This is a genomic window from Pseudonocardia sp. P-1 (assembly GCF_058111925.1).
The window spans coordinates 2,206,326-2,230,897 of the sequence record NZ_CM176614.1; the positions used below are offsets into that span (position 1 = coordinate 2,206,326).

23 protein-coding genes and 1 pseudogene are annotated in these 24,572 nt (G+C 74.5%); 11 read left to right on the forward strand and 13 right to left on the reverse strand.

Annotation, left to right across the window (positions count from 1 at the left end; genetic code table 11):
• The 7 genes from tsaD to typA form a co-directional block, all read right to left on the reverse strand.
• The gene (gene tsaD, locus AC0GKK_RS10595) at nt 1-1,116 is read right to left on the reverse strand and encodes a tRNA (adenosine(37)-N6)-threonylcarbamoyltransferase complex transferase subunit TsaD (RefSeq protein WP_476653898.1); all 1,116 of its coding nucleotides are present in this window, start codon (nt 1,114-1,116) and stop codon (nt 1-3) included.
• Nucleotides 1,117-1,183: 67 nt separating this feature from the next.
• Nucleotides 1,184-3,262, reverse strand: coding sequence for an ABC transporter ATP-binding protein (locus tag AC0GKK_RS10600; RefSeq protein WP_489883710.1), 2,079 nt, complete (start codon nt 3,260-3,262; stop codon nt 1,184-1,186).
• 3 nt (nt 3,263-3,265) lie between these two features.
• The gene (locus AC0GKK_RS10605) at nt 3,266-4,240 is read right to left on the reverse strand and encodes an ABC transporter permease (protein ID WP_489883711.1); all 975 of its coding nucleotides are present in this window, start codon (nt 4,238-4,240) and stop codon (nt 3,266-3,268) included.
• A gap of 21 nt (nt 4,241-4,261) precedes the next feature.
• Complete coding sequence (locus AC0GKK_RS10610; RefSeq protein ID WP_062400435.1) at nt 4,262-5,194, reverse strand: ABC transporter permease; 933 nt, start codon at nt 5,192-5,194, stop codon at nt 4,262-4,264.
• A gap of 86 nt (nt 5,195-5,280) precedes the next feature.
• Nucleotides 5,281-6,984 (reverse strand): peptide ABC transporter substrate-binding protein, encoded by a 1,704-nt coding sequence (locus tag AC0GKK_RS10615; RefSeq protein WP_489883712.1) that lies wholly within the window; start codon nt 6,982-6,984, stop codon nt 5,281-5,283.
• Nucleotides 6,985-7,303: 319 nt separating this feature from the next.
• A complete protein-coding gene (locus tag AC0GKK_RS10620) occupies nt 7,304-9,163 on the reverse strand; it encodes an ABC transporter family substrate-binding protein (protein ID WP_489883713.1) in 1,860 nt (619 codons plus the stop codon).
• A gap of 152 nt (nt 9,164-9,315) precedes the next feature.
• Nucleotides 9,316-11,226 carry a translational GTPase TypA gene (gene typA, locus AC0GKK_RS10625; protein WP_489884007.1) on the reverse strand — a complete coding sequence of 637 codons (1,911 nt, stop codon included), beginning with the start codon at nt 11,224-11,226 and terminating at the stop codon, nt 9,316-9,318.
• 109 nt (nt 11,227-11,335) lie between these two features.
• On the opposite strand from typA, the gene AC0GKK_RS10630 reads away from it, so the two are divergent.
• Nucleotides 11,336-11,485, forward strand: coding sequence for a hypothetical protein (locus AC0GKK_RS10630; RefSeq protein WP_168172180.1), 150 nt, complete (start codon nt 11,336-11,338; stop codon nt 11,483-11,485).
• A gap of 255 nt (nt 11,486-11,740) precedes the next feature.
• Here the strand turns inward: AC0GKK_RS10630 and AC0GKK_RS10635 are convergent, their stop codons facing one another.
• Nucleotides 11,741-12,733, reverse strand: coding sequence for a hypothetical protein (locus tag AC0GKK_RS10635; protein ID WP_405419181.1), 993 nt, complete (start codon nt 12,731-12,733; stop codon nt 11,741-11,743).
• A gap of 78 nt (nt 12,734-12,811) precedes the next feature.
• Complete coding sequence (locus AC0GKK_RS10640) at nt 12,812-13,639, reverse strand: NUDIX domain-containing protein (RefSeq protein WP_405419184.1); 828 nt, start codon at nt 13,637-13,639, stop codon at nt 12,812-12,814.
• A 95-nt stretch (nt 13,640-13,734) separates the two neighbouring features.
• Here AC0GKK_RS10640 and AC0GKK_RS10645 point away from each other — a divergent pair, with 95 nt between their 5' ends.
• The 3 genes and pseudogenes from AC0GKK_RS10645 (at nt 13,735) to AC0GKK_RS10655 (ending at nt 16,073) form a co-directional block, all read left to right on the forward strand.
• Entirely contained in the window at nt 13,735-14,730 is a 996-nt protein-coding gene (locus AC0GKK_RS10645; protein WP_489883714.1) for an ABC transporter ATP-binding protein, read from the forward strand.
• Between the two features lie 278 nt (nt 14,731-15,008).
• A pseudogene (locus AC0GKK_RS10650) lies at nt 15,009-15,296 on the forward strand (hypothetical protein); the annotation flags it as partial.
• A gap of 477 nt (nt 15,297-15,773) precedes the next feature.
• On the forward strand, nt 15,774-16,073 hold the full coding sequence (locus AC0GKK_RS10655) for a 4a-hydroxytetrahydrobiopterin dehydratase (protein ID WP_062400425.1): 300 nt from the start codon (nt 15,774-15,776) through the stop codon (nt 16,071-16,073).
• A gap of 44 nt (nt 16,074-16,117) precedes the next feature.
• Here the strand turns inward: AC0GKK_RS10655 and AC0GKK_RS10660 are convergent, their stop codons facing one another.
• Entirely contained in the window at nt 16,118-16,915 is a 798-nt protein-coding gene (locus AC0GKK_RS10660) for a carbon-nitrogen hydrolase family protein (RefSeq protein WP_251785737.1), read from the reverse strand.
• Between the two features lie 200 nt (nt 16,916-17,115).
• Between AC0GKK_RS10660 and AC0GKK_RS10665 the strand changes: the two genes are divergently transcribed.
• Entirely contained in the window at nt 17,116-18,186 is a 1,071-nt protein-coding gene (locus AC0GKK_RS10665) for a 3-deoxy-7-phosphoheptulonate synthase (RefSeq protein WP_489883715.1), read from the forward strand.
• A gap of 11 nt (nt 18,187-18,197) precedes the next feature.
• Here AC0GKK_RS10665 and AC0GKK_RS10670 read toward each other — a convergent pair whose 3' ends face one another.
• Nucleotides 18,198-18,617 carry a YunG family protein gene (locus AC0GKK_RS10670; protein ID WP_083474545.1) on the reverse strand — a complete coding sequence of 140 codons (420 nt, stop codon included), beginning with the start codon at nt 18,615-18,617 and terminating at the stop codon, nt 18,198-18,200.
• Nucleotides 18,618-18,878: 261 nt separating this feature from the next.
• Complete coding sequence (locus tag AC0GKK_RS10675) at nt 18,879-19,370, reverse strand: GNAT family N-acetyltransferase (RefSeq protein WP_346108103.1); 492 nt, start codon at nt 19,368-19,370, stop codon at nt 18,879-18,881.
• 140 nt (nt 19,371-19,510) lie between these two features.
• Here AC0GKK_RS10675 and AC0GKK_RS10680 point away from each other — a divergent pair, with 140 nt between their 5' ends.
• From AC0GKK_RS10680 to AC0GKK_RS10690, 3 genes are all read left to right on the forward strand, one after another.
• The gene (locus tag AC0GKK_RS10680; RefSeq protein ID WP_168172178.1) at nt 19,511-19,666 is read left to right on the forward strand and encodes a hypothetical protein; all 156 of its coding nucleotides are present in this window, start codon (nt 19,511-19,513) and stop codon (nt 19,664-19,666) included.
• A gap of 48 nt (nt 19,667-19,714) precedes the next feature.
• The gene (locus AC0GKK_RS10685) at nt 19,715-20,314 is read left to right on the forward strand and encodes a thermonuclease family protein (RefSeq protein WP_405419194.1); all 600 of its coding nucleotides are present in this window, start codon (nt 19,715-19,717) and stop codon (nt 20,312-20,314) included.
• A gap of 61 nt (nt 20,315-20,375) precedes the next feature.
• The gene (locus tag AC0GKK_RS10690) at nt 20,376-20,933 is read left to right on the forward strand and encodes a TetR/AcrR family transcriptional regulator (protein WP_208819352.1); all 558 of its coding nucleotides are present in this window, start codon (nt 20,376-20,378) and stop codon (nt 20,931-20,933) included.
• 88 nt (nt 20,934-21,021) lie between these two features.
• Here the strand turns inward: AC0GKK_RS10690 and AC0GKK_RS10695 are convergent, their stop codons facing one another.
• On the reverse strand, nt 21,022-21,651 hold the full coding sequence (locus AC0GKK_RS10695) for a hypothetical protein (RefSeq protein ID WP_062400412.1): 630 nt from the start codon (nt 21,649-21,651) through the stop codon (nt 21,022-21,024).
• Nucleotides 21,652-22,308: 657 nt separating this feature from the next.
• Here AC0GKK_RS10695 and AC0GKK_RS10700 point away from each other — a divergent pair.
• The 3 genes from AC0GKK_RS10700 (at nt 22,309) to AC0GKK_RS10710 (ending at nt 24,568) form a co-directional block, all read left to right on the forward strand.
• Nucleotides 22,309-22,767 (forward strand): GNAT family N-acetyltransferase, encoded by a 459-nt coding sequence (locus AC0GKK_RS10700; protein ID WP_489883716.1) that lies wholly within the window; start codon nt 22,309-22,311, stop codon nt 22,765-22,767.
• A gap of 22 nt (nt 22,768-22,789) precedes the next feature.
• Entirely contained in the window at nt 22,790-23,662 is an 873-nt protein-coding gene (locus tag AC0GKK_RS10705) for an RCC1 domain-containing protein (RefSeq protein WP_405419203.1), read from the forward strand.
• A gap of 72 nt (nt 23,663-23,734) precedes the next feature.
• Nucleotides 23,735-24,568: an SCO6745 family protein gene (locus AC0GKK_RS10710; RefSeq protein WP_489883717.1), complete on the forward strand. Its 834-nt coding sequence runs from the start codon at nt 23,735-23,737 to the stop codon at nt 24,566-24,568.
• Nucleotides 24,569-24,572 lie beyond the last annotated feature (4 nt).

Below are 24,572 nucleotides of genomic sequence, written 5' to 3' on the forward strand. Positions count from 1 at the left end.
CTACGGGGCGATGATCGACCCCGCCGCGGCGTGGGGGACGACGGGCAGCGGGAACTCCGCCGCCTCCCCCGTCGCCGGGGGGAACGTGATCGTCGCGCCGGTCAGCGGGACGGTCGGGACCGCGGTCCCGGCCAGCCCCGCGGGTTCGACGCCGTCGCGGACCAGCAGGTCGCCCAGGGCCGCGATCATCGCGCCGTTGTCGGTGCACAGCCGGGGCACGGGCACCCGCAGGGTGATCCCGGCGCCCGCGCAGGCGCGCTCCATCTCGGTGCGCAGCACCCGGTTCGCCGCGACCCCGCCGACCATGAGCAGGGTGTCCGCGCCGCGCTCGGCACACGCCCGCAGGGCCTTGCGGACCAGCACGTCGACGACGGCCATCTGGAACGACGCGGCGACGTCCGGGACCGGGACGGCGCGGCCCGCGTCCTGGGCGGCCTCGACGTGCCGGGCCACGGCGGTCTTGAGCCCGGAGAAGGAGAAGCCGAACGCGGCGTCGCGCGGACCGGTCATCGGGCGCGGGAACGCGATCGCGGCCGGGTCGCCGTCGAGTGCGGCCCTCGAGACCGACGGGCCGCCCGGGTAGGGCAGGCCCAGCAGCCGGGCGACCTTGTCGAAGGCCTCCCCCGCCGCGTCGTCGACGGTGTCGCCGAGGTGCTCGACGGGGTCGCGGGCCAGGTCGCCCAGCGCCAGCAGCGAGGTGTGCCCGCCGGAGACGATCAGGCAGACGCAGCGGTCGGGCAGCGGGCCGTGCTCCAGGACGTCGACGGCGGCGTGCCCGGCCAGGTGGTGCACCCCGTAGAGCGGCACCTCCAGCGCCGCCGCGTACGCCTTGGCCGCCGCGACGCCGACGTGCAGCGCGGGCGAGAGCCCCGGCCCCGCGGTGACGGCGACGGCGTCGACGTCGGACAGCGACACCCCGGCCGCCTCGACCGCCGCGCGCACCATCGGCGTCACCGCGCTCACGTGGGCGCGGGCCGCGACCTCCGGGACCACACCGCCGAAACGGGCGTGCTCGTCCGCCGACGACGCCAGCCCCTCGCCCAGCAGCACCCCGTCCCGGACGAGACCGGCACCGGTCTCGTCGCACGACGTCTCGATCCCCAGAACCAGCGACACGCCACCCAGTTTCGCACCGGGTGGCGTGTCGTGGCCGTGGGGTCCTGCTCGGACGGGTCGTGCTCGGTCAGGTCCGCAGGAGCGCGCGCTCCTCGGCGAAGTGACAGGCCACCCGGTGCCCCGGGCCGGACGCGATCTCCAGGACCGGCTTCTCGTCGATGCAGCGCGCCTTGTCGGCGTCGGGCAGCTCCAGGTGCTTCCAGCACCGGGTGCGGAACCGGCAGCCCGACGGCGGGTCGGCCGGGTTGGGCACGTCCCCGGTCAGCACGATCCGCTCCCGCACCCGCTCGACCTGCGGGTCCGGGACGGGCACCGCCGAGATCAGCGCCTGGGTGTAGGGGTGCTGCGGCCGGTCGAACAGGTCGTCGCGGTCGGCGACCTCGACGACGTTGCCCAGGTACATCACCGCGACGCGGTCGGAGATGTGGCGCACCACCGACAGGTCGTGGGCGATGAACAGGTAGGTCAGCCCGAAGTCGCGCTGCAGCTGCTCGAGCAGGTTGAGCACCTGGGCCTGGATGGACACGTCCAGGGCCGAGACGGGCTCGTCGAGCACCACGAACTTCGGGTTGAGCGCGATCGCCCTGGCGATGCCGACGCGCTGGCGCTGCCCGCCGGAGAACTCGTGCGGGTAGCGCTCGGCGTACTCGGCCGAGAGCCCCACGGTCTCGAGCAGCTCCGGGATCGTGGAGTCGGTGAGCTCGCCGCCGAGCAGCTCGTACTTCTCCGACAGGATCGACCGGACCGTCATGCGCGGGTTCAGCGACGCGTACGGGTCCTGGAAGACGATCTGCATGTCCTCCCGGGCCGAGCGCAGCTCGGACTGCCCGAGCGCGGTCACGTCGCGGCCGTTGATGTGCACGCTGCCGGCGGTGGGCTCGTGCAGCCGCAGGATCGCCCGGGCCGCGGTCGACTTGCCGCAGCCGGACTCGCCGACCAGCGACAGCGTCTGCCCCTCGGGGATCTCCAGGTCGATGCCGTCGACGGCCTGCACCACACCGACGGTGCGCTGGAACAGCACGCCGGAGCGGATCGGGAACGACTTGGTCAGCCCCGCGGTGCGCAGCATCGGCTCGTCGGTCACCGTCTCCGCGACGTGTGCCTCGGACCCCGGCACGACCGGCTCGCGCGGCGTGGCGGCGGCCTCGCCGACCTCGTCGGAGTGCAGGCAGGCGTGCAGGTGACCGGGCCGGTCGGTGAGCTGGACCAGCTCGGGGGTCTTCTCCGCGCAGGACGACGTGGCGAACCGGCAGCGCGGGTGGAACGCGCAGCCCGACGGGACGTGGGCGAGGTTCGGCGGCTGCCCGGGGATCGGCTCCAGCTTCTCCGGCCGGGCCTGGTCCATCCGCGCCAGCGACGACAGCAGCCCGTAGGTGTAGGCGTGCCGCGGCTCGGCGAAGATCTCGTCGTTGGTCCCGGTCTCGACGACCCTGCCCGCGTACATGACCATGATCCGGTCGGCGTGCGCCGCGACCAGGCCCAGGTCGTGGGTGATCAGGACGATCGCCGTCTCGCGCTGCTCCTGGAGCTTCTCGAGCAGGTTCATGATCTGGGCCTGCACGGTGACGTCGAGCGCGGTGGTCGGCTCGTCGGCCAGCAGGACCTTCGGGTCGTTCGCGAGCGCCATCGCGATCATCGCGCGCTGGCGCATCCCGCCGGAGAACTCGTGCGGGTACTGCGACGCCCGCGCGGCCGGGTTCGGGATGCCGACCTCCCCGAGCAGGTCGACGGCGCGGCGGCGGGCGGTGACCTTGCCGGCCTGCCGGTCGTGCGCCCGGATCATCTCGGCGATCTGGTCGCCCACCTTGTAGACCGGGTTCAGCGCGGTCAGCGGGTCCTGGAAGATCATCGCGATGTCCTTGCCGCGCAGCTTGCGCTGCTCGGACTCCGACATCGTCAGCAGCGAGCGGCCCTCCAGCAGCACCTCGCCGCTGGGGAACGTCGCCGGCGGGGTCGGGACGAGGCCCATCAGGCTCATCGCCGACACCGACTTGCCGGAGCCGGACTCGCCGACGATCGCCAGGGTCTCGCCCCGGTCGACGTGCCAGCTGACGCCGTCGACGGCCTTGACCACACCGGCGTCGGTGGAGAAGTGCACCCGCAGGTCGCGGACCTCGAGCATGTGCTCGCTTCGGTTCTCGGTCACGGGTCAGTTCCTCCCGCGCAGCTTGGGGTCGAGGGCGTCGCGCAGGCCGTCGGCCACGAACGCGAAGCCCAGCGTGGTGATCGCGATGGCGGCGGACGGGAAGATCCACAGGAAGCTCTTGCCCGGCACCGACAGGTACTGGGAGGCCTGCGAGATCAACCTGCCCCACTCGGGGACGTCCGGCGGGACGCCGACGCCGAGGTAGGACAGGGTCGCCATCGCGACGACGACCACGCCGATCGAGGTGAACGAGTACACGAGCACCGGCGCCACGGCGTTGGGCAGGATGTGCCGGGTCAGGATCCGCCGGGTGCCCGCCCCGATCGAGCGGGCCGCCTCGACGTACTCGGCCTCCCGCAGGGCCAGCACCTGGCCGCGCATCAGCCGGGCGGCCGTCATCCAGCCCAGTGCGACGAGCGCGATGACGACCGGCAGCGTCCCGCCGCCGACCGCGCGGACGATCACCAGTGCGCCCACCAGCGGCGGGAACGCGAGGAAGATGTCGATGATCCGGGCGATGACCGCGTCCCAGGCGCCGCCCTTGAACCCGGCGAGCGCACCGAGCGTGAGCCCGAGGACGAGGGAGAAGAAGACCACGGACAGACCGACGATCATCGCCAGCCGGACGCCGTAGATGATCCCGGAGTACAGGTCGCGGCCGAGGACGTCGGTGCCGAAGAAGTGCGCCGACGACGGCGGCTGCAGGGTGTTGAGAAGGTTCTGCTCGAACGGGTCGTAGGGCGTCGAGAACGGCGAGATGATCGCCATGACGATCTCGAACGCGACGATGACCAGCCCGGCCATCGCGAGCTTGTTGCGGCGGTAGCGCCGCCAGATCTCGGCGAACTGGCCGTTGGACCGCGCGCGACGGGGACCGTCGGGCGCCGGTGTGGCGGCCTCGGCGGGGTCGCCGCCCGGCAGTCCGAGCGCGGCGGCCGGATCGGTGGCCGGCGCGCCGGGGGTGGGTGGTGGGTTCATGCGAGGGATCGCCTCACTCAGTCAGCTCAGGCGGATGCGCGGGTCGAGGTAGGCGTAGAGGATGTCGACGAGCATGGAGAGCAGCACGTAGGCCACCACGCTGTAGACGACCACCGCCATGATGACCGGCGCGTTGTTGTTCGTGATCGCGCGGGCCAGCAGGAATCCGGCGCCGTTGTACTGGAACACCGTCTCGGTGACGATCGCGCCGCCGATGTAGGTGCCCAGGGTGAGCCCGACGAACGTGACGACGGGCAGCAGCGACGTCCGCATGGCGTGCCTGCCGATGACCGTCCGCTCGGACAGCCCCTTGGCGCGTGCGGTGCGGATGTAGTCGGCCTGCAGGACCTCCAGCATCGACCCCCGCATCAGCCGGGCGACGAACGCCGACTCGATGATCGCGAGGGTGAACGCGGGCAGGATCACGTCCCAGTACCAGGGCACCTCCTCGAGGAAGCTGCGCGGTACCGGCGGGAACGGCCCGACCCCGGAGACGTTCGCGACCAGGAAGATCGCGACGACGAACACCGGGACACCGATGCCGATGGTGGAGACGACGGTGACGAACACGTCCCAGAACGAGTAGCGGCGCACCGCGGCGATCACGCCGGCCGTCACCCCGAACAGGACGAGGAACAGCAGCGCCACGACGGCGAGCAGGATCGTGTTCGGGACGGTCTCGGCGAGCAGCTGGGAGACCGGGCGCCGCTGGTCGAAGTCGAGACCGAAGTCGCCGGTGACCATGTTGCCGAGGTAGTTCACGAACTGGACCGGCAGCGGCTGGTCGAGACCGAACTTGGCGCGGTTGATCGCGGCGACCTCGGGCGGGACGACCTTCTCCCCGGTGGAGGCGAAGGGGTCGCCGAGCGAGAACGTCGCGATGAAGATCAGGAACGCGGTGACGACGACGACCAGGATCCCCTGGAGCAGCCGCCGAAGGATGAATCTGCCCATGGAAGCACGGACTTTCGTGTGGTGGGAACGCCGCACGACGGCCCGCGTCCCGGGGTCACCGGGACGCGGGCCGCGTCAGCGGGACGTCACTTGAGGGTGATCGTGTCGAACGTCGGGTCCTCGGAGAAGTCCATGTTCACGTTGCCGAACTTCTCGGTGTTGACCAGGCGGGACTGCTGGCGGAACCAGAGCGGGATCAGCGCGAGGTCGTCGCCGATGGCGATCTTCTCGGCCCGCTTGTAGAGGTCGTTGCGGGCCGCCTCGTCCTGGGTCTGCGCGGCCTGCGCGAGCAGCTTGTCGAACTCCGGGTTGGAGTAGCGGCCCCGGTTGTCGCCCTGGGCCGGCTCGCTCGGCGAGGCGGCACCGATCGACTGGGTGGCCAGCAGCGGGAACAGGTAGTTGCCCGGGGTCGGGTAGTCCGCGCTCCACGCCGCACGCCAGAGGCCGGAGGCCTCGGGCTGCTGCTCGTTGTCGAGCAGGTCACGGAACGGCACACCGGTGTAGGTGACCTTCAGCCCGAGGTTCTGCTCGAGCTGCTGCTTGACCGCCGCGGTCCACTCCTCGTGACCGGCACCGGTGTTGTACTGCAGCTTCACCTCGGTGCCGGGGGTGAGACCGGCCTGCTGCGCGAGCCGCTTCGCCTCGTCCGGGTTGTAGGTGCACGCGGTGCAGACACCCGGGGTGTAGGCGTCCGGGAAGTTCGGCGGGATGAGCGCGTCGGCCGGCGAGGTCGAGTTCTGCAGCACGCCCTGCACGATCGCGTTGCGGTCGATCGCCATCGAGACGGCCTTGCGGGCGTCCGCGCTGTTCAGCGGCGCGGTGGTGACCGAGACCAGCAGGTAGTTGTTGCCGTTGGTCTTCTTGTTCAGCCACTTGCCCTGGGGCTCGTAGGTCGACTTGGCCTGGTTCAGGACCGGGGTGGGCATGCGCGCCCAGTCGAACTGGCCGTTCTGGAAGCCGTTGTACTCGGCGGTGACGCCGCCGCCCTCACCGGACGGGACGATGGTGATCTCGACGGAGTCGAGGTTCGCCTTGGTCCCCGCGGTGTAGGCGTCGTTGCGGACCAGCCGGATGCCGCGGTCGTGCTGCCAGGGGCCGTCCATCTTGAACGGGCCGTTGCCGACCGGCAGGTCGTTGTAGGTCTTGTTGTCCGCCGCGCCCGCGGTCGAGGGGACCGGGCTCAGCGCCGGGTGGTAGGTCCGCAGCTCGAACTCGCAGTCGGGCTTGGACAGCGTGACCTTGAGCTGGTTCGGGTTCGTCGCGTCCACGCCGGCCAGCGCGTTGGCGGTCCCGGCCTGGATCTGGTCGTAGCCCTGGACCTCGTCCAGGTGGTACGAGACCTCCGACGCCGAGGCCTTGGCCGCGGTGCGCTCCCAGCCCCGCTTGAACGAGGTGGAGTTCAGCACCTCGCCGTTGGAGAACTTCTGGTCCGGCTTGAGGTCGAACACCCACTGCGTGCAGTTCTGGTTGGGCGTCCACTTCGACGCGACGCCGTCGTAGACGTCGCCGTTGGGCTTGACCCGGATCAGGCCCGTGAACAGGGCACGGTTCACCAGGGTCCCCTCGGACTCCTGGGTGTTGTACGGGTCGATCGCGGTCGGTTCGGTGATCGCCAGCCGGAACGTGCCGCCCGGCTTGCCGGGCACCTCCGGCTGGTCAGGGGTCTCCTCGAACCCGGCGGCGGTGTTGCCGCTGCCCCCCGTGTTGCTCTGCTGGCTGCAGCCCGTGAGGACGAGCCCCACGACCGCGGTCAGGGCGATGGCCGAGGCGGCCGCCCTTCTTCCCCTCATCTGCCGTGCCTCTCGAGATGTCGTGGGTGCACGCCGTTGTCGCACCCGTCCGGGACGCGACGGACCGCCGGATGTGTGCCGGGGCCCGTCGGGAGGCACGCTAGGAATCGCGGCCCTCCAGCAGCGAGGTCCGACGCCGATCGTGGCGAAACGGTGACCGGTGAACGGCGTAACGGGCTCGCAGCCGAACCGGACAGTAACAACGGGACTGTTGCGTCGCACAGCCCTCGATGCATGCCGAAACACAGTTGGTACTTACGTACCACTCGCCGTCACCGTGCAGCAGCGGAGTGCGTCCGAACGGACGCGTCCGACGGTGTCAGTTCGGGTCGTCGTCGCCGGTCGGGCGCTCGCCCGAGCCCTCCGGCTCGGCCCAGGTCCGGGCGCCCGACATCGGGCCGGTCGCGATCGGGCCGGGCGTGACCCGGGTGGCCGCGTCGGTCTGCGGGTTGCTGACGACCAGACCCTGCGCCTGGTACAGCGGCAGCGCGGGCAGCTGGCGCCACAGCACCCGCTCGGCCTCGGCGACGACGGCCGGGTCCGGGCTCTCGGCGACCAGCAGCTCGTCGAGCAGCGGCTGCAGGGCGGGGAAGCAGGCCACGCCCGGCAGCTCGCCGGGCACCGCGTCCGCGGGGCAGCCGTAGTCGGAGTCCAGTCGCGGCCCGATCGCACCGTAGGCGGCACGGGGTGCGACGAGCACGTCGACGGCGACCGGGGTCCCGGAGTCGGGGGAGCCGGACGTCGTCGGGGCGGCGGTCGTCGTGGTCGGGGCCGCCGGGGGCGTGGTGACCGGTGCGGCGCTGCCGCCGGGGACCGGGCCCGCGCCCGGGGCGGGGGTGGTGGTCGGGGTCGGCGTCGTCGGGGCGACGCTCGGGTCGGTCAGCAGGTCCGGTGCCGACGGGGCGACGATCGTGGCGCCGATGCCGCCGGCCTTGAGCTGCTCGGCCACGACGCGGGCGACGTTCACGTCCTCGGTCCGCTCGGCCCCGGCGCCGATGACCACGCCGAGCGGGCGCCCGCCGAGGGTCCACCGGCCGTCCTGACCACGGACGTAGCCCGCCTCGGTGAACGCGGCCGCGGCCGCAGCCGCATCGGGTCGGCCGGGGGCGCCGGCGGGAGCGGTCGGCGCGTAGCCGGGGTCCGAGGGGGCGGCGCCGAAGGCGTTCACGGCCACGGCGTCGGGGTTGACGCGCTCGCGGATCGCGTCGCGGTCCAGCAACGCCGCGATGCCCTCGCGGACCCGGGGGTCGGCCAGCGGACCGTCGGTGGTGCGGAACTCCAGCTGTTCGACGGCCGGGCGCGGCCCGCGCTGCACCGTCGGCGGCCGGGGGCCCCGGGCCAGTACGTCGAGGGCCTGGGTGATCTCCGGCCGGGCGTCGGGCAGGGCGAGGTCGACTCCCTGGCTCTCCAGCGCCGTCGGCAGGGTGTTCGCCGGGATGCGACGCAGGATGATCTCGTCGACGACCGCGGCGGTCGCCCAGTACGGGTCGTTGCGGGCGAGCAGGACCTCGCCGCGGAGGCGGTCGACCTGCATCAGCCGGAACGGGCCGCCCGAGGCCGGCACCCCGCCCGCGAACGGGGCGGTCCAGCCGCCCGGCGCGTCCTTGAGCAGGTGCGCGGGCAGCAGGTTGCCGAACAGCTCCCGCCAGTGCGGGTAGGGCTCGCGGAACACGACGTCGACGGCCTTGCCCGCGGCACGCGAGCGCACGTCGGTGATCTCGCGGTAGCCCGCGGCGCCGATCGTGTTGGGCCGGCTGCGCATCTGCTGCCAGAGGTAGACGAAGTCCTCGGCGGCGATCGGGGCGCCGGTGGACCACCCGGCGTCGCGGTTGAGCTCGTAGCTGACGGTGAACGGGCTCTGCGAGGTGACCGTCGCGGACGTGGCGACGGTCGTGTCGAGCTGCGGCACGCCGCGGTCGTCGGGCCGGAACACCGACGGCAGCGTCATCGACGCGATCGCCGTGGTGACCGCCGACTGGTCCGACCGCAGGTGCGGGTTGAACCCGGGCCCGAGGTCGTCGACGCCGACCACCACCCGGGTGGGGGCGGTGACCGGCTCGGTCGGGCGGTTCGTCTCCGGCGGGGGTGCCGGCTGCGGGTCCGCCGCGCAGCCCGTCAGCGCCAGCAGGGCGACCAGCAGGAGCGCCGGGAGCGCCCGGAAGCGTCGACGTGCTCTCACGTCCGCAGTATCCCCACCGGGGCGGGCACGCCCGCCGGACGGGGTACGGCGGGCGCCACCGCTCTGCTCACCGATACGCAGCAGGGCCGGGTGTCGGTGAGGCTTTGCCCTGCTCACCGATACGCGACACTGCAGCGCACGGGCCGTACGGGTCACTTCGTGGCGTTGGCCGCGGCCTTCGCGCGGGACCGGGCACGGGCCCGCAGGTTCGGGTCCAGCTCGATCTTGCGGATCCGGACGTTCTCCGGGGTGATCTCGACGCACTCGTCGGTCGCACAGAACTCCAGCGACTGCTCGAGGCTCAGGATCGTCGGCGGGATCAGCTTGACCAGCACGTCGGAGGTCGACGAGCGGATGTTGGTCAGCTTCTTCTCGCGGGTGATGTTGACCTCGAGATCCTCGTTGCGGGTGTACTCCCCGACGACCATCCCGCCGTAGACCAGCGTGGTCGGCCCGACGAACAGCGTGCCGCGGTCGGCGAGCTGGTCGATCGCGTACGGGGTGACCGGCCCGGAACGGTCCGAGATCAGCGAGCCCTTGTTCCGGGTGCGGATCTCGCCGACCCAGGGGCCGTAGCCGTCGAAGACGTGGCTGGCGATGCCCGCGCCGCGGGTGATCGTCAGGAACTCGGTGCGGAAGCCGATCAGGCCGCGGGACGGGACGCGGAACTCCATCCGGACCCGGCCGTCGCCGTGCACCATGTCGCCCATCTCGCCCTTGCGGGCGGCGAGCAGCTGGGTGACGGCGCCGAGGCTGTCCTCGGGCACGTCCACCGACAGCTGCTCGAACGGCTCGTGCAGCGTGCCGTCGACGGTCTTGGTGACCACCTGCGGACGGCCGACGGTCAGCTCGAAGCCCTCGCGGCGCATGGTCTCGACCAGGATCGCCAGCGCGAGCTCGCCGCGGCCCTGGACCTCCCAGGCGTCGGGGCGCTCGGTCGGCAGCACGCGGATGGACACGTTGCCGACCAGCTCGGCGTCGAGCCGGCCCTTCACCAGGCGGGCGGTCAGCTTCTTGCCCGGGTGCGGGTCGCGGCCGGCCAGCGGCGAGGTGTTGGTGCCGATCGTCATCGAGATGGCGGGCTCGTCGACGTGGATGCGCGGCAGCGCGACCGGGGACTCCGGGTCGGCGAGGGTGTCGCCGATGGTGACCTCGGCGATGCCCGCGACGGCGACCAGGTCACCGGCGCGCGCCTCGTCGGCGGGGACGCGGGTCAGCGCCTCGGTGCGCAGCAGCTCGGTGATCTTCACCCGCGGCGTGGTCCCGTCCTCGCGGCACCAGGCGACCTGCTGGCCGCGGCGCAGCACGCCGGCGCGGACGCGGCACAGCGCGATGCGGCCCAGGAAGCTGGACGCGTCGAGGTTCGTGACGTGCGCCTGCAGCGGGGCGTCGACGTCGTCGGCGGGCGGCGGGACGACGTCGAGCAGGGTCTCGATGAGCGGCTCGAGGTTGTCGGAGTCCGGGAGCTCGCCGTCGGCCGGACGGATCCGCGAGGCCTTGCCGGCGCGGCCGGACGCGTAGACGACCGGGAGGTCGAGCAGGTGGGCGGTGACCGACTCGTCGAGCTCCAGCTCGTCGGCCAGCTCCAGCAGCAGCTCGAGGGACTCGTCGACGACCTCGGCGATCCGGGCGTCGCCGCGGTCGGTCTTGTTGACCACGAGCATGACGGGCAGACCGGCGGTCAGGGTCTTGCGGAGCACGAAGCGGGTCTGCGGCAGCGGGCCCTCGGAGGCGTCGACCAGCAGCACCACGCCGTCGACCATGGACAGGCCGCGCTCGACCTCGCCGCCGAAGTCGGCGTGGCCGGGGGTGTCGACGACGTTGATCGTCGTGCCGTGCCAGTTCACCGCCGTGTGCTTGGCGAGGATCGTGATGCCCTTCTCGCGCTCCAGGTCGTTGGAGTCCATGACCCGGTCGACGAGCTCGGCGCGCTCGGCGAAGGCACCGGACTGGCGGAGCATCGCGTCGACGAGCGTGGTCTTGCCGTGGTCGACGTGCGCGACGATCGCGACGTTGCGCAGCTCGGGTCGACCGGCCCGATCGGGCACGGCGTCGCTCTCGATCGAGGAACGGGCATCGAGGGCCGAGGCGGAACGAGGGATGGTCACACTCCAACGGTATCCGCTGCAAGTCCTTCACCCCGCGCCGGGAGCAGGTTAGCCTGACCTCATCATGGGCAAGGTCAAGAAGAAGTGCTGCCGGTCGAAGCCGAAGCGGTGCAAGAGCTGTCCGGTCGTCGCGCTGCGGCTGCGCAAGGCGGGTGCGGACGACCTGAGCGGCAAGGCACTCACCCGCGCGATCAAGGTCGCGCGCATCTACTGAACGGACGTATGACCCGCTGAGCTGCGACGACGTCGCACTGCGGGGTGCGTGCGCACCGCCTGTCCGGCAGGACGGCGGCAGGCCGGTCGACGTCGTCCGGCAGGTCCGGGTCGTCGTGCGCCCGGACCCCGGACCGGCCTTCATGATCACCCCGTACGCTGCGACGACGCGTCCGCTGCGCGGTGCCGGCATGGCCGGAATCACAGTCGTCCGAGTGGTCCGGTGACACCGTGTGTGGTGGCGTTCGCCGGTCGTTCACCCCGCGGCCCGCCCCGCGGTACCGCCGGGCCCCGCCGGGTGCCCGGTCACCGCCTCGCGGAGGCGGTCCAGGAGCTCGTCGGGGCACCGGAGCTCCGCCGGTTCGACGACGAGCGTCCGCCACCCGTGCCGGCGCAGCACCGCCCGCCGCCACGCGGGGCCGCAGCCGTCGGCGCCGGTCCCGGGGTCGACCGGGTCGTGCACCTCGACCGCCAGCCGGGCCGCGGGGAACGCGAGGTCGAGCAGCACCCCGGCCACGGTGACGTCGGTGCGCCAGGCCCGCACCCCCCTCCGGGCGAGCAGCGCCCGCAGCCCGTGCCGGGCCCGGACGGCGCCCCGGCGCGACGCCTCCGCCAGCATCCGGCCGACCGGACCCGACCCGTGCGCACCGAGGTTGCGGGCGTGCGCCTCGACCAGCTCGGCCGCACCGACGGAGCCCGTGGTGAGCACGTGGTCGAGCAGCGCGTCCCCGGGGACCGACGGATCGGCCGCGGCCTCCAGCACCGCGGCCGCGGGACGGGCGACGACCGCCCCGTCGTGGGTGACGACGTCGCGCGGGTCCAGGTCCCGGCGCCGGACGAGGACCCCCGCCCGCGACCGCGGAGCCCGCCGGCGCGGCACGGTGACCGTGACGACCGCGGGTGCCGACGGGATCAGTCCCCACCACCAGGCCGCGGCGGCCCCGGTCAGCACGGCGTCCTCCCCCGCCCAGAGTGCGGCGGCGCGGACCCGGGACCGTTCGCTCGGCGGGTGGGCGGTGTGCCGGTACACGCGGGGGTGCACGGGGATCCAGCGCCGGGCGGCGAGCCTGCGGTCGACCTGGTCGGTCGACAGGCCGTGGGCCAGCGCCTGCGCCCGGGTGACCAGGCCGTCCTGTGCGGCGACGAGCCGGGCGAGCGGGTCGGTGCCGCGCGACGTGCGGCGGCGGGCCGCCCCGTGCGCGGCGGCCGGGAGGACGGACGGGACGGGGGCGGTGGTGTTCCGGTTCATGCGGCTTGGACGACGCCCGGCCCGGATCGGTTCCACCGATCCGGCGGTGATCGTCGTTCCGGCACCGGGGACCGCGCGTCAGGTCCGCAGCAGGTCCACCAGCTCGGCGACGACGGCCCGGTCGGCGTCGAGCCAGCCCAGGGCCGCCACCTCGTGCGGCCCCACCCAGCGCAGCGCCCGGTGCTCGCGGGCCTCCGGCTCCGGGGAGCCGGCCGCCGCCCGGGCGGTGTGGATCCGCAGCACGCGTCGCCCGATCGGCAGGTCGGTGCCCAGCCGCTCCCCGACCACCACCCGGGCGCCCAGCTCCTCGGCGCACTCCCGGACCAGCGCCTGCTGCTCGCTCTCGCCGTCCTCGACGCCACCGCCGGGCAGCTCCCAGCGTCCGGCCAGCTCGGCCGGGTAGGAACGCTGGGCGACGAGCAGCCTGCCGTCGCGGACGATCGCCGCTCCCACGACCACCCCGGCCCGGCCCAGCTCCGCGACCCGCTCGGCGAGCACGTCACGGCGGGCCCGGAGCAGCCGCGCCCCGTAGTGGCGCAGCACCGGGTCGGAGAGGCGGCCGAGCACACCGAGGGGCGGCTCCCAGGTGAGCTCGTCGTGGACGTGGCTGCCGCCGCCGTCCGCGGGCGTGACCCGGGTCGAGTGCCGCAGCACCGCCGCGGGCCCCGCCGCCAGCTCCGACCACAACCCGTCGGCCCCGGCGCGGGTGATCCGGGTCCGGCAGGCGGGGAACCCGCCGGGCAGCGCGACCCGGATCTCGTCCCCGGCCACGAGCAGCGCCGACGGCGCGGCGAACCGGGCTCCCACCCGCGCGACCGCGCGGGCCGAGGGGGCGGACTCACGCAGCACCCCCGCGACGAGTCGGGGCGGTCCGTCCACATGATGGTCCAGGCTCAGCACCGGCACACCGCTGATCCTCGCAGCCGGACCCGCACCCGGCCGGGCCGACCGATCTCGCCGAAACGGCCCGCTCGCGGCGCCGCACGGTCACGCTGGGTCCCGTGTACCGGACGTCCGCCCCCGCCGACTCCCCCGAGCCGACCGCCGCACCCCGCCCACCGGCCGTGCGCGCGATCGGCCTGTCCCGCGGTTTCGGCGCGGTGCGCGCGGTCGACGGGGTGGACCTCGACGTGCCGATGGGCGCGGTCCTCGGGCTGCTCGGCCCCAACGGCGCGGGCAAGACGACGCTCATGCGGATGCTGCTCGGGCTGCTCGCCCCCACCGACGGCGAGGTCGAGCTGCTCGGACGGCGGCTGCCGTACCGCGCGTCGGAGGTGCTGCCGCACGTCGGAGCCCTGGTCGACGCGCCCGCGCTGCACCCGCACCGCACCGGCCGGCAGAACCTCCTGCGGGCCGCGGCCGCCGAACCGCTGCTGGACTCGGCACGGATCCCGGCCGCCGTCGACGCCGTGCTGCGCCGGGTCGGGCTCGCCGAGGCGGCCGACCGCCGCGCCGGTGAGTACTCCTCGGGGATGCGGCGGCGCCTCGGTCTGGCTGTGCCGCTGCTGACCCGGCGACGTCTGGTCGTGCTCGACGAGCCGACCGACGGGCTGGACCCGGCGGGGACCCGCGAGGTGCGCCGGCTGATCGCGGAGATGAACGCCGCGGGCGCGACGGTGATCGTCAGCTCGCACCTGCTCGGGGAGATCGAGGCGACCTGCAGCCACGTCGCGGTGCTCCGAGCCGGGCGCCTGCTGTGCGCCGGCCCGCTCGACGAGCTCGTCGACTCCGGCCCGTCGGCGCTGGTGGTGACGACGCCGGACGGCGAGCGCGCCGTCGCGGCCCTGCTGGCCCGGGGCATCGACGCCGAGCCGGGAGCCCGGGACCGGGTGCTCGTGCCGGCCGGGCCCGCCGCGCCGGACGTCGTCGCGACGCTGGTGCACGCGGGTGTCGCCGTGCACGGGGTGACCCGGCCCGCCGCCCGGCTGGAGGAGTTCTTCGCCCGGCTCACCGAGGAGCCGTCCCCGGCGGGTGCCGGGTACGGAGCGGGACGGTGAGCGCGGGCGTGCGTCCCGAGCACACCCGGGGCACCGCGGCTCCCCGGCCCGACGACGACTGGGCCGCCGCCCCCCTCCCCCGGACCGGACCGTCCCCCTCGGAGGCACCGGCACCGGCACCGGCACGGGTGCGGTCCGCGGGCTCGCGCTCCGGCCCCACGGCCGGCCGGGCGGCACGCCGCCCCACCTCGGCGCCCTTCGGCCGGCTGCTCCGCTCGGAGCTGGAGCTGGCCCTGCTGCGTCCGCGCACCGCGGTCGTCCTCGCGGCGGCCGCGCTGGTGCCGCTGCTGGCGACGATCGCGCTCGCCACCGACGCCGGCCGCCTGTCCTTCGCACTCGGGACCCTGACGGTCGCCCTGTCCGAACCCGCGGCGTTCGCGCTCGGGATGCCCGTCGTGCTCGTGGCGGCCGACGCGTTCGCCGCGGAGCGGGCCCGCGGGACCCTCGACGCGTTGCGGCTGTCCCCCGTCGGCCCGGGACGGCTGCTCGGGCTCAAGGCCGCCGCGGTCGCGGTGACCTCGCTGCTCGCCGCGGCGACGACGGTCGTCTCCGCCCTGGTCTGCGGCGGCCTCGCCCTGGGTTCCGGCCCGTTCGGGGCGGGCGCCACCGTGGCCCGGGCCCTGGTGCTCACCGGCTGGGCCGCGGTGCAGCTGTGCGGGCTGGGGATGCTGCTGCTGGCGATGTCGGCGCTGGTCCGGCGCCCCGCCGGGGTGGTCGCGACCGGTCTGGCCGCGCTGACCGTCGCGCCCCTGGCGACCGTGCTGTGGGAGCCGATCGCGCCGGTCCTGCCGTCCGGGCACTGGCACGAGGTCCTGGCCGGGATCCTCGCGGTGCCCGCCGACCCGTCGGCCCTGTGGGCGACCACGGCGCGGGCGGCCGGCTTCGCCGTCGCCGGGGCGGGTGCCGTGGTCTTCGCCCTGACCCGCCGCGACGGCTGAACGCTCCCGGCCGGCCGCCGCTCCACCGGGAGCGGGCTGCTCCACCGGGAGGATTCGGACACCCTCCACCGCGACGGGGTGCGCCGTCTGCGCCACGATGGGGCGATGCCCACCCCGACGCTGACCGACGCCGAGATCGCCGACGCCCTGCAGAAGCTGCCCGGTTGGGACCGCGACGGCGACTCCATCGTCCGCACCGCCACCCTGCCCGACTTCGAGGCCGCGATCGCGGTGGTGGACCGGGTCGCCGAGGACGCCGAGGCCGCCGACCACCACCCGGACATCGACATCCGCTACGCCACGCTGACGTTCCGGCTGTCCACGCACTCCGAGGGCGGGCTGACCGCGAAGGACGTCGACCTCGCCGCGCAGATCTCCGACCGCCTCAGCACCGCGGGCGGCTGAGCCGCCCCGGGCGGCCGCCGCACCGCCGAACGGCCGGACGCGGCTCAGAACCGCCGGTTGGCCAGCACCGGGATCTGCTCGCGCACGGCCGTGGCCGCCGCCGGGTCCACGTCGACCACGAGCAGCCCGGGCTCGGCGCCGAGTGCGTCGACGACCTCGCCGCGCGGGCCGGCGACCAGGCTGTACCCGATCCCGGTCGGCGCCTTGCCGTGCTCGCGGCCGACCGTCGTCGGGTCGGCCTGGTCGCACGCGACGACGAACGAACCGGTGTCCAGCGCACGGGCCCGCACCAGCAGCTCCCACTGCTCGCGCTTGCCCGGTCCCGTGCCCCAGGACGCGGGGACCAGCAGCACGGTGGCGCCGTCGTCGGCGAGGCGCTGGTACAGGCCGGGGAAGCGCACGTCGTAGCAGGTGGACAGGCCGACCGTGACCGGCTCGTCACCGCCCACCCCGACCACGACCGGCTCGGTGCCGGGCTCGACGGTGTCGGACTCGGCGAAGCCGAACGCGTCGAACATGTGGATCTTGTCGTAGTGGGTGTCGACGCCGCCGCCGGTGGCGAGCAACGTGTTGCGGACCCGGCCGTCCCCGGACGGGGTGAACATCCCCGCGACGACGGTGGTCCCGGCCGCCGCGGCGACCTCGCGGACCCGCGTCGCCCACGGTCCGTCCAGCGGCTGCGCGACCGGGCCGAGCGCGACCCCGAAGCAGCACATGGTGGCCTCGGGGAACAGCACGAGCTGCGCGCCGGCGTCGGCGGCCGCGCGGGTGCGGCGCTCCACCTCGGCGAGGTTCTCCTCGGGATCCGGGGTGGACACGATCTGGGCGAGGGCGATCCGCATGTGCCGGTGGTACCACGCCTGCCGTCGGCGTGGGGTACGGTCGCCACGTGCTGAACGCGTACTACTGGTTTCGCCGGCCGGCCCGGGATGGGCTGGCAGGTGCCGTAGCGCGCTGACCTCCATCCCCTCGAGCCGGCATTCCAGACCGGCTCGGTCGAGGTGATCCGGGGCGGTCCGCCGGGTAAGGACCACCGTCTCCGATGAGTGCGAGCACCACCCCCCTGCAGGTCGCCCCGACCGACGACCGCCGCATCGAGCGGATCAGCCCGCTGATCTCGCCCGCATTGCTGCGGCACGACCTGCCCTGCGACCCCCGGGTCGCCGAGACCGTCACCCGCGGCCGCGCCGCGGTCACCGACGTCCTCGACGGCGACGACGACCGGCTGCTCGTCGTCGTCGGGCCGTGCTCGGTGCACGACCCGGACGCCGCCCTGGACTACGCCCACCGCCTCGCCGCCCGGGCCGAAGAGCTGTCCGGCGAGCTGTGCGTGGTCATGCGCACCTACTTCGAGAAGCCGCGCACGACCGTCGGCTGGAAGGGCCTGATCAACGACCCGGGCCTGAACGGCACCTTCGACGTGAACCGCGGGCTGCGCACCGCGCGCACGCTGCTGCTCGACATCTCCGCGCTCGGGCTGCCGGTCGGCTGCGAGTTCCTCGACCCGATCACCCCGCAGTACATCGCCGACGTGGTCACCTGGGGCTCGATCGGCGCCCGCACCGCGGAGAGCCAGGTGCACCGCCAGCTGGTCAGCGGCCTGTCGATGCCGGTCGGGATCAAGAACGCCACCGACGGCGACATCCGCGCCGCGATCGACGGGATGCGCGCGGCCGCGGCGTCGCACGTGTTCATGGGGGTGAACGCCGACGGGCTCGCCGGCCTGGTCACCACCACCGGCAACCCGGACACCCACGTCATCCTGCGCGGCGGGGCCACCCCCAACCACTCGGCCGCCGACGTCGCCGCGACCGCCGACGGGCTGCGTGCGGCGGGTCTGCCGGAGCGGGTCGTCGTCGACGCCAGCCACGGCAACAGCGGCAAGGACCACGTGCGGCAGGCCGGCGTCGTCGCGGAGCTGGCCGAGCGGATCGCGGGCGGCGAGCGGGCCGTCACCGGGCTGATGATGGAGAGCTTCCTGGAGGCGGGACGCCAGGAGCTGGGGCCGGACATGGTCCGCGGCCGCTCGGTGACCGACGCCTGCATGTCCTGGGGCACCACCGACGAGCTGCTGGGCACGCTCGCCGACGCCGTGCGCCGCGGCCGCCGCTGAGCCCCGGCCGCTCACCCCGGGCCGTCCAGCCGGTCGAGGACCCGCCGGCGCAGCAGCTCGTACTGCGCGCGGCAGCGCCGCGGCGGGCCCTCCGGGCGCACGACCACCCGAGGCGGGTGGACCGTCTCCCCCGGGCCGAACTGGTCCCGGGTGAGGTCCACCTCGGCGCCGCCGGGCAGCCGGTTCCACCAGTGGTAGCCCTGCAGCCGGCCGTCGGCCTGCCACACCTCGGCCAGCAGCAGGTCACCGCCGAACAGGTCGTGCAGGACCAGCGCCGTCGCCCCGCACTGGCCCCGCGACGGACGGTCCGGGGTCCAGCCGGTGACGTCCGCGACATCGCAGGTGTCGCGGCCCCAGGAGGCGCGCAGCGCGGCGGCCACCCGGGCCGGGACGGGTGGCGAGGCCGGGGGCGACGGCAGGGCGCTGGTCATGGCTTCGACGCTACGAACGACCTCCGACAGTTCCGCGTCGCCGCAGGTCAGCCGACCGGCGGAGCGAGGTGCCTGGCCATCAGGACGTCGTCGACGGCGACCCCGTCGACGACGAACTCGGCGCGCAGCACCCCCTCCTCGACGAAGCCGCAGCGGCGGTACAGCTCCCGGGCGGCGGGGCCGGGCTGACCTCCGCGGTCCAGGTCAGGGCGTCGATCCGGGTCAGCCCGGGGTCGTCGGAGGGCACCGCGGGCCGGACGGTCAGCACCGCGGGGCCGGACGGCCGACGGGCCGGTCCATCCGGGTCTCGCTGATGCCGTCGGGCCGCTCGACGACACCCCGGTCGACGAACCCGAGCCGCCGGTAGAACGCCGCGGCGCGGTCGTTGCCGATCACCACGTGCAGTGCCAGCGTCCGGGCGCCCCATCCGGCGGCGCGGTCGAGGACCGCGTCGACGAGCGCGGTCGCGGCGTCGCCCCCGCGCGCGTGCGGGGCGACCCACAGGGCGATGAGGTCGGCGACGCCGTCGCCGTCCGGCGGGACGGCCACGACCTGCCCGGCGGGGCGGCCGCCGACCTCGACCACCAGGTACCGGCCGGGCGCGGCCAGCCGGTCGCGCCACTCCCGCTCCCCCGCGCCGAGCCAGTCGGTGAGCCGGCTGTGGAACGCGTCGGGGGCCTCGGCCAGGGCGGCGAGGCGCAGGTCGCGCCAGGTCTCCCAGTCGTCGGGTCCCAGCTCCCGGACGGTGATCACGCATGGCCTCCCGGACGGACGGAGGCGCCGAACCTAGCAGCGCCCCGGAGCGGTCCCGCCGCGTGTCCGGCGATCGACAATCCTGATGAGGTTGGTCCGGACGGCGCAACATCGGCCCGCTGTCCGGCGAGAGGACCGGCATGACCGCGCCGCGCCGCCGCACCCGTCCCACCGGACCCCGCCTGCTGCTGGCCGGCGCCGTCCTCGCGCTCGCCCTGTTCGGGACCGGGGTCGCCGGGCCCGCCTCCGCGGGCACCGGCTGTTCCGCGGCCTGGACCGCGGCCGGATGTCCCTGATCCCGCCCGACAGGCAACCGGACGCCCGATTCGGTACGAACTCCAGTCATGCTGCCCGAACCGCGCCACCGCGCCCGGACACTCCAGTCCGCCTGGTCCACCGGCCCACGCCGCATGATCACGATGCTGACCGTGCTGGCGCTGGTCGCCCTCGGAATCGTCGGGGGGCTCACGATCGGCCGGATGTCCGACGGCCCGGCCCTGGCCGGCGAACCGGGGACGGCCGCGCTCGGCCCGCTCACCGGCCCGCCGACGTTGTACGGGCGGGTGCAGCGCGTCGTGGACCCGGCGACGGTCGTGGTGGACGTCGGGGGCCGTCCGGTGACGGTGTCGGTGATCGGCGTGGACACCGCCTCGACGCCGCCGTGCGCGCGGGCCGACGCGCAGCGGTTCGCCCAGGGCTTCCTCGACGGTCAGGAGGTCACGCTGGTACCGGACCCGACGCTGCCCGCCCCGGCGGCGGACGCCCCGACCTGGCCCGCGTACCTCGTGGTCGGGACGCAGCAGTCCTACACCGACGCGGCGCTCGTCGCGGGCTGGGTGGGCCCGGGGCAGGGCCGCTACCGGCCGGGCTTCGAGGCCGGGCAGCGCATCGCGCAGGACCGGCGGGCCGGCATGTGGGGGCCGCCGTGCAACCGGACGTCCTGACCGGGCGGCGACGCGGTGGGCCGCCGCACCCGGGCGTCACCCGTTCGGCAGAATGGTGAGCGTGGATCCCCGGGCGGTGCGCACGCGACGACGTCTCCAGGACGCGCTGCTCGCGCTGGCCAGGGAGCGCACCCTCGAGTCGATCACGATCGCCGACGTCGCGGAGCACGCGTCGGTGAACCGCAGCAGCTTCTACCAGCACTACACCGACAAGGAGATGCTGCTGGCCGACGCGCTCGCCAACCGGGCGGCGGACGCCGGGGCGGACCTGTCGGATCTGTCGATGGACGACATCGGGCCCGAGCCGCCCGCGGCGCTGCTGCGCTGGTTCATCCATCTGGCCGAGCACGCCCCGCTGTACCGGCAGGCGCTCGGCGGTGCCGCGGCGCCGGACGCCGCGGCCGGGATGCGCCGGCGGATGCAGTCGGTCGTCGCCGACACGACGGTGCGGCTGGGTGTCTCCGAGGACGCGTTCGGCATGCCGCTGGACGTGTTCGCCGCCGGCCTGACCTGGACACTGCTCGGGGTCGCGGCCAGCTGGCTGGAACGCGACCCGCTGCCCCCACCCGACGTCGCGGCCGGGTGGGCGTGGCGGATGCTGGTCCGCCGGGACTTCTGAGCTCCGCTCGGAGGGACCGGTCGGCCGTACCGCCCGGGCCGGGTCAAGCGGCCCGGGCGGTACGCGCCTCGCGGGTGTCCCGCGGAGCTCAGCCCTGGACGATGCCGGAGTTGCCCTGGTCGACCGTGGTGGTGGACTGCGACACCGGGCCGCTGGACAGCAGGCCGCCGATGTTGATCGACGGGTTGACGGTGGCCGCGACGTCGATCAGGCCGCCGCGCTGCGAGGCGTGCCCGCCACCGCCGTGCGTGCCGCCGGACTGCAGGATCCCGCTGTTGGAGTCGTCGACGGTGGTGGTCGACTGCTGCACCGGGCCGGAGTTCAGGATGCCGCCGATGTTGGCCGACGGGCTGACGTCCAGGCCCAGCCCGACCAGGTCGTCGACCTGCACGGCGTCGCCCGCGCCGCAGCCGCTCTGCACGATGCCGGAGTTGGACCGGTCGAGCTTCGTGGTGTGCTGGGAGACCGCACCCTGGTTCAGGATGCCGCCGACGTTCAGCTGCGGGTCGACGGCCGCGTCGAGGCCGAGCAGGCCACCCTTCTGCGAGGCGGACGACGGTGCGCAGTCGCGGCCCTTGTCGTGGTGCTTGCCGCCGTCGCCGTAGTCACCGGCGAAGGCCATTCCGGCCGAGCCCAGGACCAGCGGGACGGACAGGACGCCGGCGGTGGCGATCCGCCGGGCGTTACGACGGGCGGGGGTCGTCTCGGGGGCGTTCATGGCACTCCTTCTGTGGCGATGTGATCCGGCCGTCGAACTGACACTCCGTCACTGGCCGGTGCCGCAGAACGTACGGACGCCGATCACCGAAGCGAGAGCACCCCCTCGTTCGGGCGGCGTTATGCCTGTTTCCGTTCACCCGAACCGACCTTTCGCCGCTGACCAACTACACACAGTGCTATCCGTCAGGTGTCGTTTAGCTACTCTCCGTAGAAGATCGACAGCTCGCCGATCGTTACAGAAAGGCATTGAGAAGTGGGATGGATCACATCAGCGCAACGACGGGACGGAACGGGCGTCTCTAGCTCCCGGAGTCACCGCCGGACCCGCCCGGTAGCCCGCCGACACCCGCGACCACCTGCGGGAATGGGCCGTACGGCGCCACCGGACTCGACCGTTCGTCGCGCGGGGCACGGCCGTCGGGTGTGTATCGATCGCCGAACGGCGGCACGGGACGGGGCTGGACAGCCTTTCGCACCAGACTGTCGCACGTCGGCGCGGTCCCTCACGATGGTCAACGACGTGGTCCGTCCGGAGTAACGCTGTCGGTGCAGATCACTCCTCCGCCGGGTCATCCCGCCGCCGTGCGGGCCGCGACGGCGCCCGCCGGCCGGAAACCCGGTGACGCACCGGACGGGTGACCGCGATCCTGGGCGGGTGCACATCGGACTGAGGCGCCTCGACGAGTCCCTGCTGGCGGCGTTGTGCGACACGGCGGCGGCCGGGGCGGACCCGCTCGAGGTGATGCCCCCGGTGCCCGGCCCACCCGGCTGGACCACGCCGCGGCGCGCGGCGTTCGTCGCGTTCCACCGGGAGCGGTCGGTCGCGGCGCAGGTGCCGGTGGAGCGGACCTGGGCCGTCGTCGTCGACGGGGAGGTGGCCGGGGCGGCGCGGCTGGAACCGGTCGAGGGCGGCGAGGAGGCCGGGATCTGGCTGGCCCGGCCGTGGCGGGGCCGCGGGGTCGGCGGGGCGGTGCTCCGGATGCTCGTGGCACGCGCCGACGGCCCGGTCGTCGCGGCGACGACCCCGGCGAACGCCGCGGCGGTCGCGGTGCTGCGCGGACTGGGCGCGGACGTGACCGTCGACGACGACGCCGTGCACGGCCGGCTGGGCTGAGCCGGCCGTGCATCCTGGCGACATGGGCGTCCTCGCCGCGGGCCGGCGGCACTCGGCCGGGCTGCGGGCGGACGGGACCGTCGTCGCGGTCGGGGACGGCCGCGCCGGGGAGTGCGCCGTCGACGGCTGGACCGGCGTCGTCGCCGTCGCGGTGGGGAACGTCCACACCGCCCGCAACACCGGCCGCACGCACACCGTCGGGCTGCGCGCCGACGGCACGGTCCTGGCCACCGGCCGCGACGACGACGGCGAGTGCGCCGTCGCCGGCTGGCACGGGGTCGTCGCGGTCGCCGCGGGGTGGCGCCGCACGCTGGGGCTGCGCGCCGACGGCACCGTGCTCGCCGCGGGCCGCGCCGCCGAGGGCGCGTGCGCGGTCGGCGGATGGCGCGGGGTCCGGGGCCTGAGCTGCGGCGACTGGCACTCCGTCGGGCTGTGTGAGGACGGCACCGCGGTCGCCACCGGCAACGACCGGTACGGCCAGTGCGCGGTCGGCGGATGGCACGACCTGGTCGCGGTGTCGGCCGGGTACCTGCACACCGTGGGGCTGCGGACCGACGGCACGGTCGTGACCACCGGGCGGGGTGGCGGCGACGTCGCGGGGTGGCACGACGTCATCGCCGTGTCCGCGGGCAGCGGACACACGGTGGGGCTGCGCGCGGACGGGACGGCCGTCGCCGCCGGGGACGACGACCTCGGACAGTGCGCCGTCGGGACCTGGCGGGACGTGGTCGCGGTCGCCGCCGGGTCGGCGCACACGATCGGCCTGCGGGCCGACGGGACCGTCGTCGCCGCGGGCGAGGGCTCCGACGGCCGCTGCGACGTCGACGGCTGGACCCTCGCCGTCACCGCGCCGGGCGGATCCTCGGGTGCGCGATCGTCCCGTCGGGGCGGGTGAGGCCGCACGTGAGCCGGACCGTGGCGCCCGGGTGGCCGATCAGTTCCGGACGCCCGCCCGGTCGTACCGGTCATGTCCTCCGCACACACCGCACGCCGCATGTTCGGGCTGACCGAGCCGATCTGCCTGGCCACCTACCTCGCCGACGAGCCGAACGAGGAGCTGGCCGCGCTCGGCCACCGCACCTACTGGGACGGCTACTTCGCGAGCCGGGCCGCGCCGCTCGGCCGGGTCCCGGCCGAGGTCGTGCACGCGGCGTTCTACAGCTTCGCCGACGGCGAGGCCGCCCGGCACATCCCGAGCGCCTGGGCGACGGTCCCGCCGGAGGAGTCCTTCGCCGCGTGGCGACGGGGCAGCGTCGCGGCACTGCGCCGGATCCTCGGCGCCGAGCTGTCCGGGTCGCCCGGCGTGAACCGGGCCGCCGACCTGCTCACCACCGCCGCGACGAGCGCCCCCACCGAGGGCCGGGTGATGTACGCGGGGATGCGCACCCTGGAGGTCCCCGGCGACCCGCTGACCCGGCTGTGGCAGTCCGCGACGACGCTGCGCGAGCACCGCGGCGACGGGCACGTCACCGCCCTGCTCGCCGAGCGGGTCGGCGGCACCGAGGCCCACCTGCTGTCGGCGCTGGACATGGGCATCCATCCGCCGGAGACGTTCGGGCGCGTGCACCACCTGCCGGCGGCCCGGCTGGCCGATGTCATGTCCGGGCTGCGGCGACGCGGCCTGGTCGACGACGACGGACGGCTCACCGACGCGGGCCGCGACGTCAAGGCGCGCGTGGAGGCGCTGACCGACGAGCTCGCCGCGCCGCCGTACGCGGCACTGTCCGACGCGGAGCTCGACGAGCTGGTCGCGGAGCTGGAGCCGCTGTCCGCGGTGATGTCGGCGGCCTGGGCGCAGTGACCGC

Bases quoted from the DNA above. Each gene is read 5' to 3' on its own strand.
- AC0GKK_RS10685 (WP_405419194.1), top strand. From the start codon at position 19,715: ATGCTGCCCGAACCGCGCCACCGCGCCCGGACACTCCAGTCCGCCTGG.
- AC0GKK_RS10710 (WP_489883717.1), top strand. From the start codon at position 23,735: ATGTCCTCCGCACACACCGCACGCCGCATGTTCGGGCTGACCGAGCCG.
- AC0GKK_RS10615 (WP_489883712.1), bottom strand. From the start codon at position 6,984: ATGAGGGGAAGAAGGGCGGCCGCCTCGGCCATCGCCCTGACCGCGGTC.
- AC0GKK_RS10680 (WP_168172178.1), top strand. From the start codon at position 19,511: ATGACCGCGCCGCGCCGCCGCACCCGTCCCACCGGACCCCGCCTGCTG.
- AC0GKK_RS10665 (WP_489883715.1), top strand. From the start codon at position 17,116: ATGAGTGCGAGCACCACCCCCCTGCAGGTCGCCCCGACCGACGACCGC.
- AC0GKK_RS10695 (WP_062400412.1), bottom strand. From the start codon at position 21,651: ATGAACGCCCCCGAGACGACCCCCGCCCGTCGTAACGCCCGGCGGATC.
- AC0GKK_RS10660 (WP_251785737.1), bottom strand. From the start codon at position 16,915: ATGCGGATCGCCCTCGCCCAGATCGTGTCCACCCCGGATCCCGAGGAG.
- AC0GKK_RS10705 (WP_405419203.1), top strand. From the start codon at position 22,790: ATGGGCGTCCTCGCCGCGGGCCGGCGGCACTCGGCCGGGCTGCGGGCG.
- AC0GKK_RS10655 (WP_062400425.1), top strand. From the start codon at position 15,774: ATGCCCACCCCGACGCTGACCGACGCCGAGATCGCCGACGCCCTGCAG.
- AC0GKK_RS10635 (WP_405419181.1), bottom strand. From the start codon at position 12,733: ATGAACCGGAACACCACCGCCCCCGTCCCGTCCGTCCTCCCGGCCGCC.
- AC0GKK_RS10605 (WP_489883711.1), bottom strand. From the start codon at position 4,240: ATGAACCCACCACCCACCCCCGGCGCGCCGGCCACCGATCCGGCCGCC.
- AC0GKK_RS10670 (WP_083474545.1), bottom strand. From the start codon at position 18,617: ATGACCAGCGCCCTGCCGTCGCCCCCGGCCTCGCCACCCGTCCCGGCC.
- AC0GKK_RS10630 (WP_168172180.1), top strand. From the start codon at position 11,336: ATGGGCAAGGTCAAGAAGAAGTGCTGCCGGTCGAAGCCGAAGCGGTGC.
- AC0GKK_RS10610 (WP_062400435.1), bottom strand. From the start codon at position 5,194: ATGGGCAGATTCATCCTTCGGCGGCTGCTCCAGGGGATCCTGGTCGTC.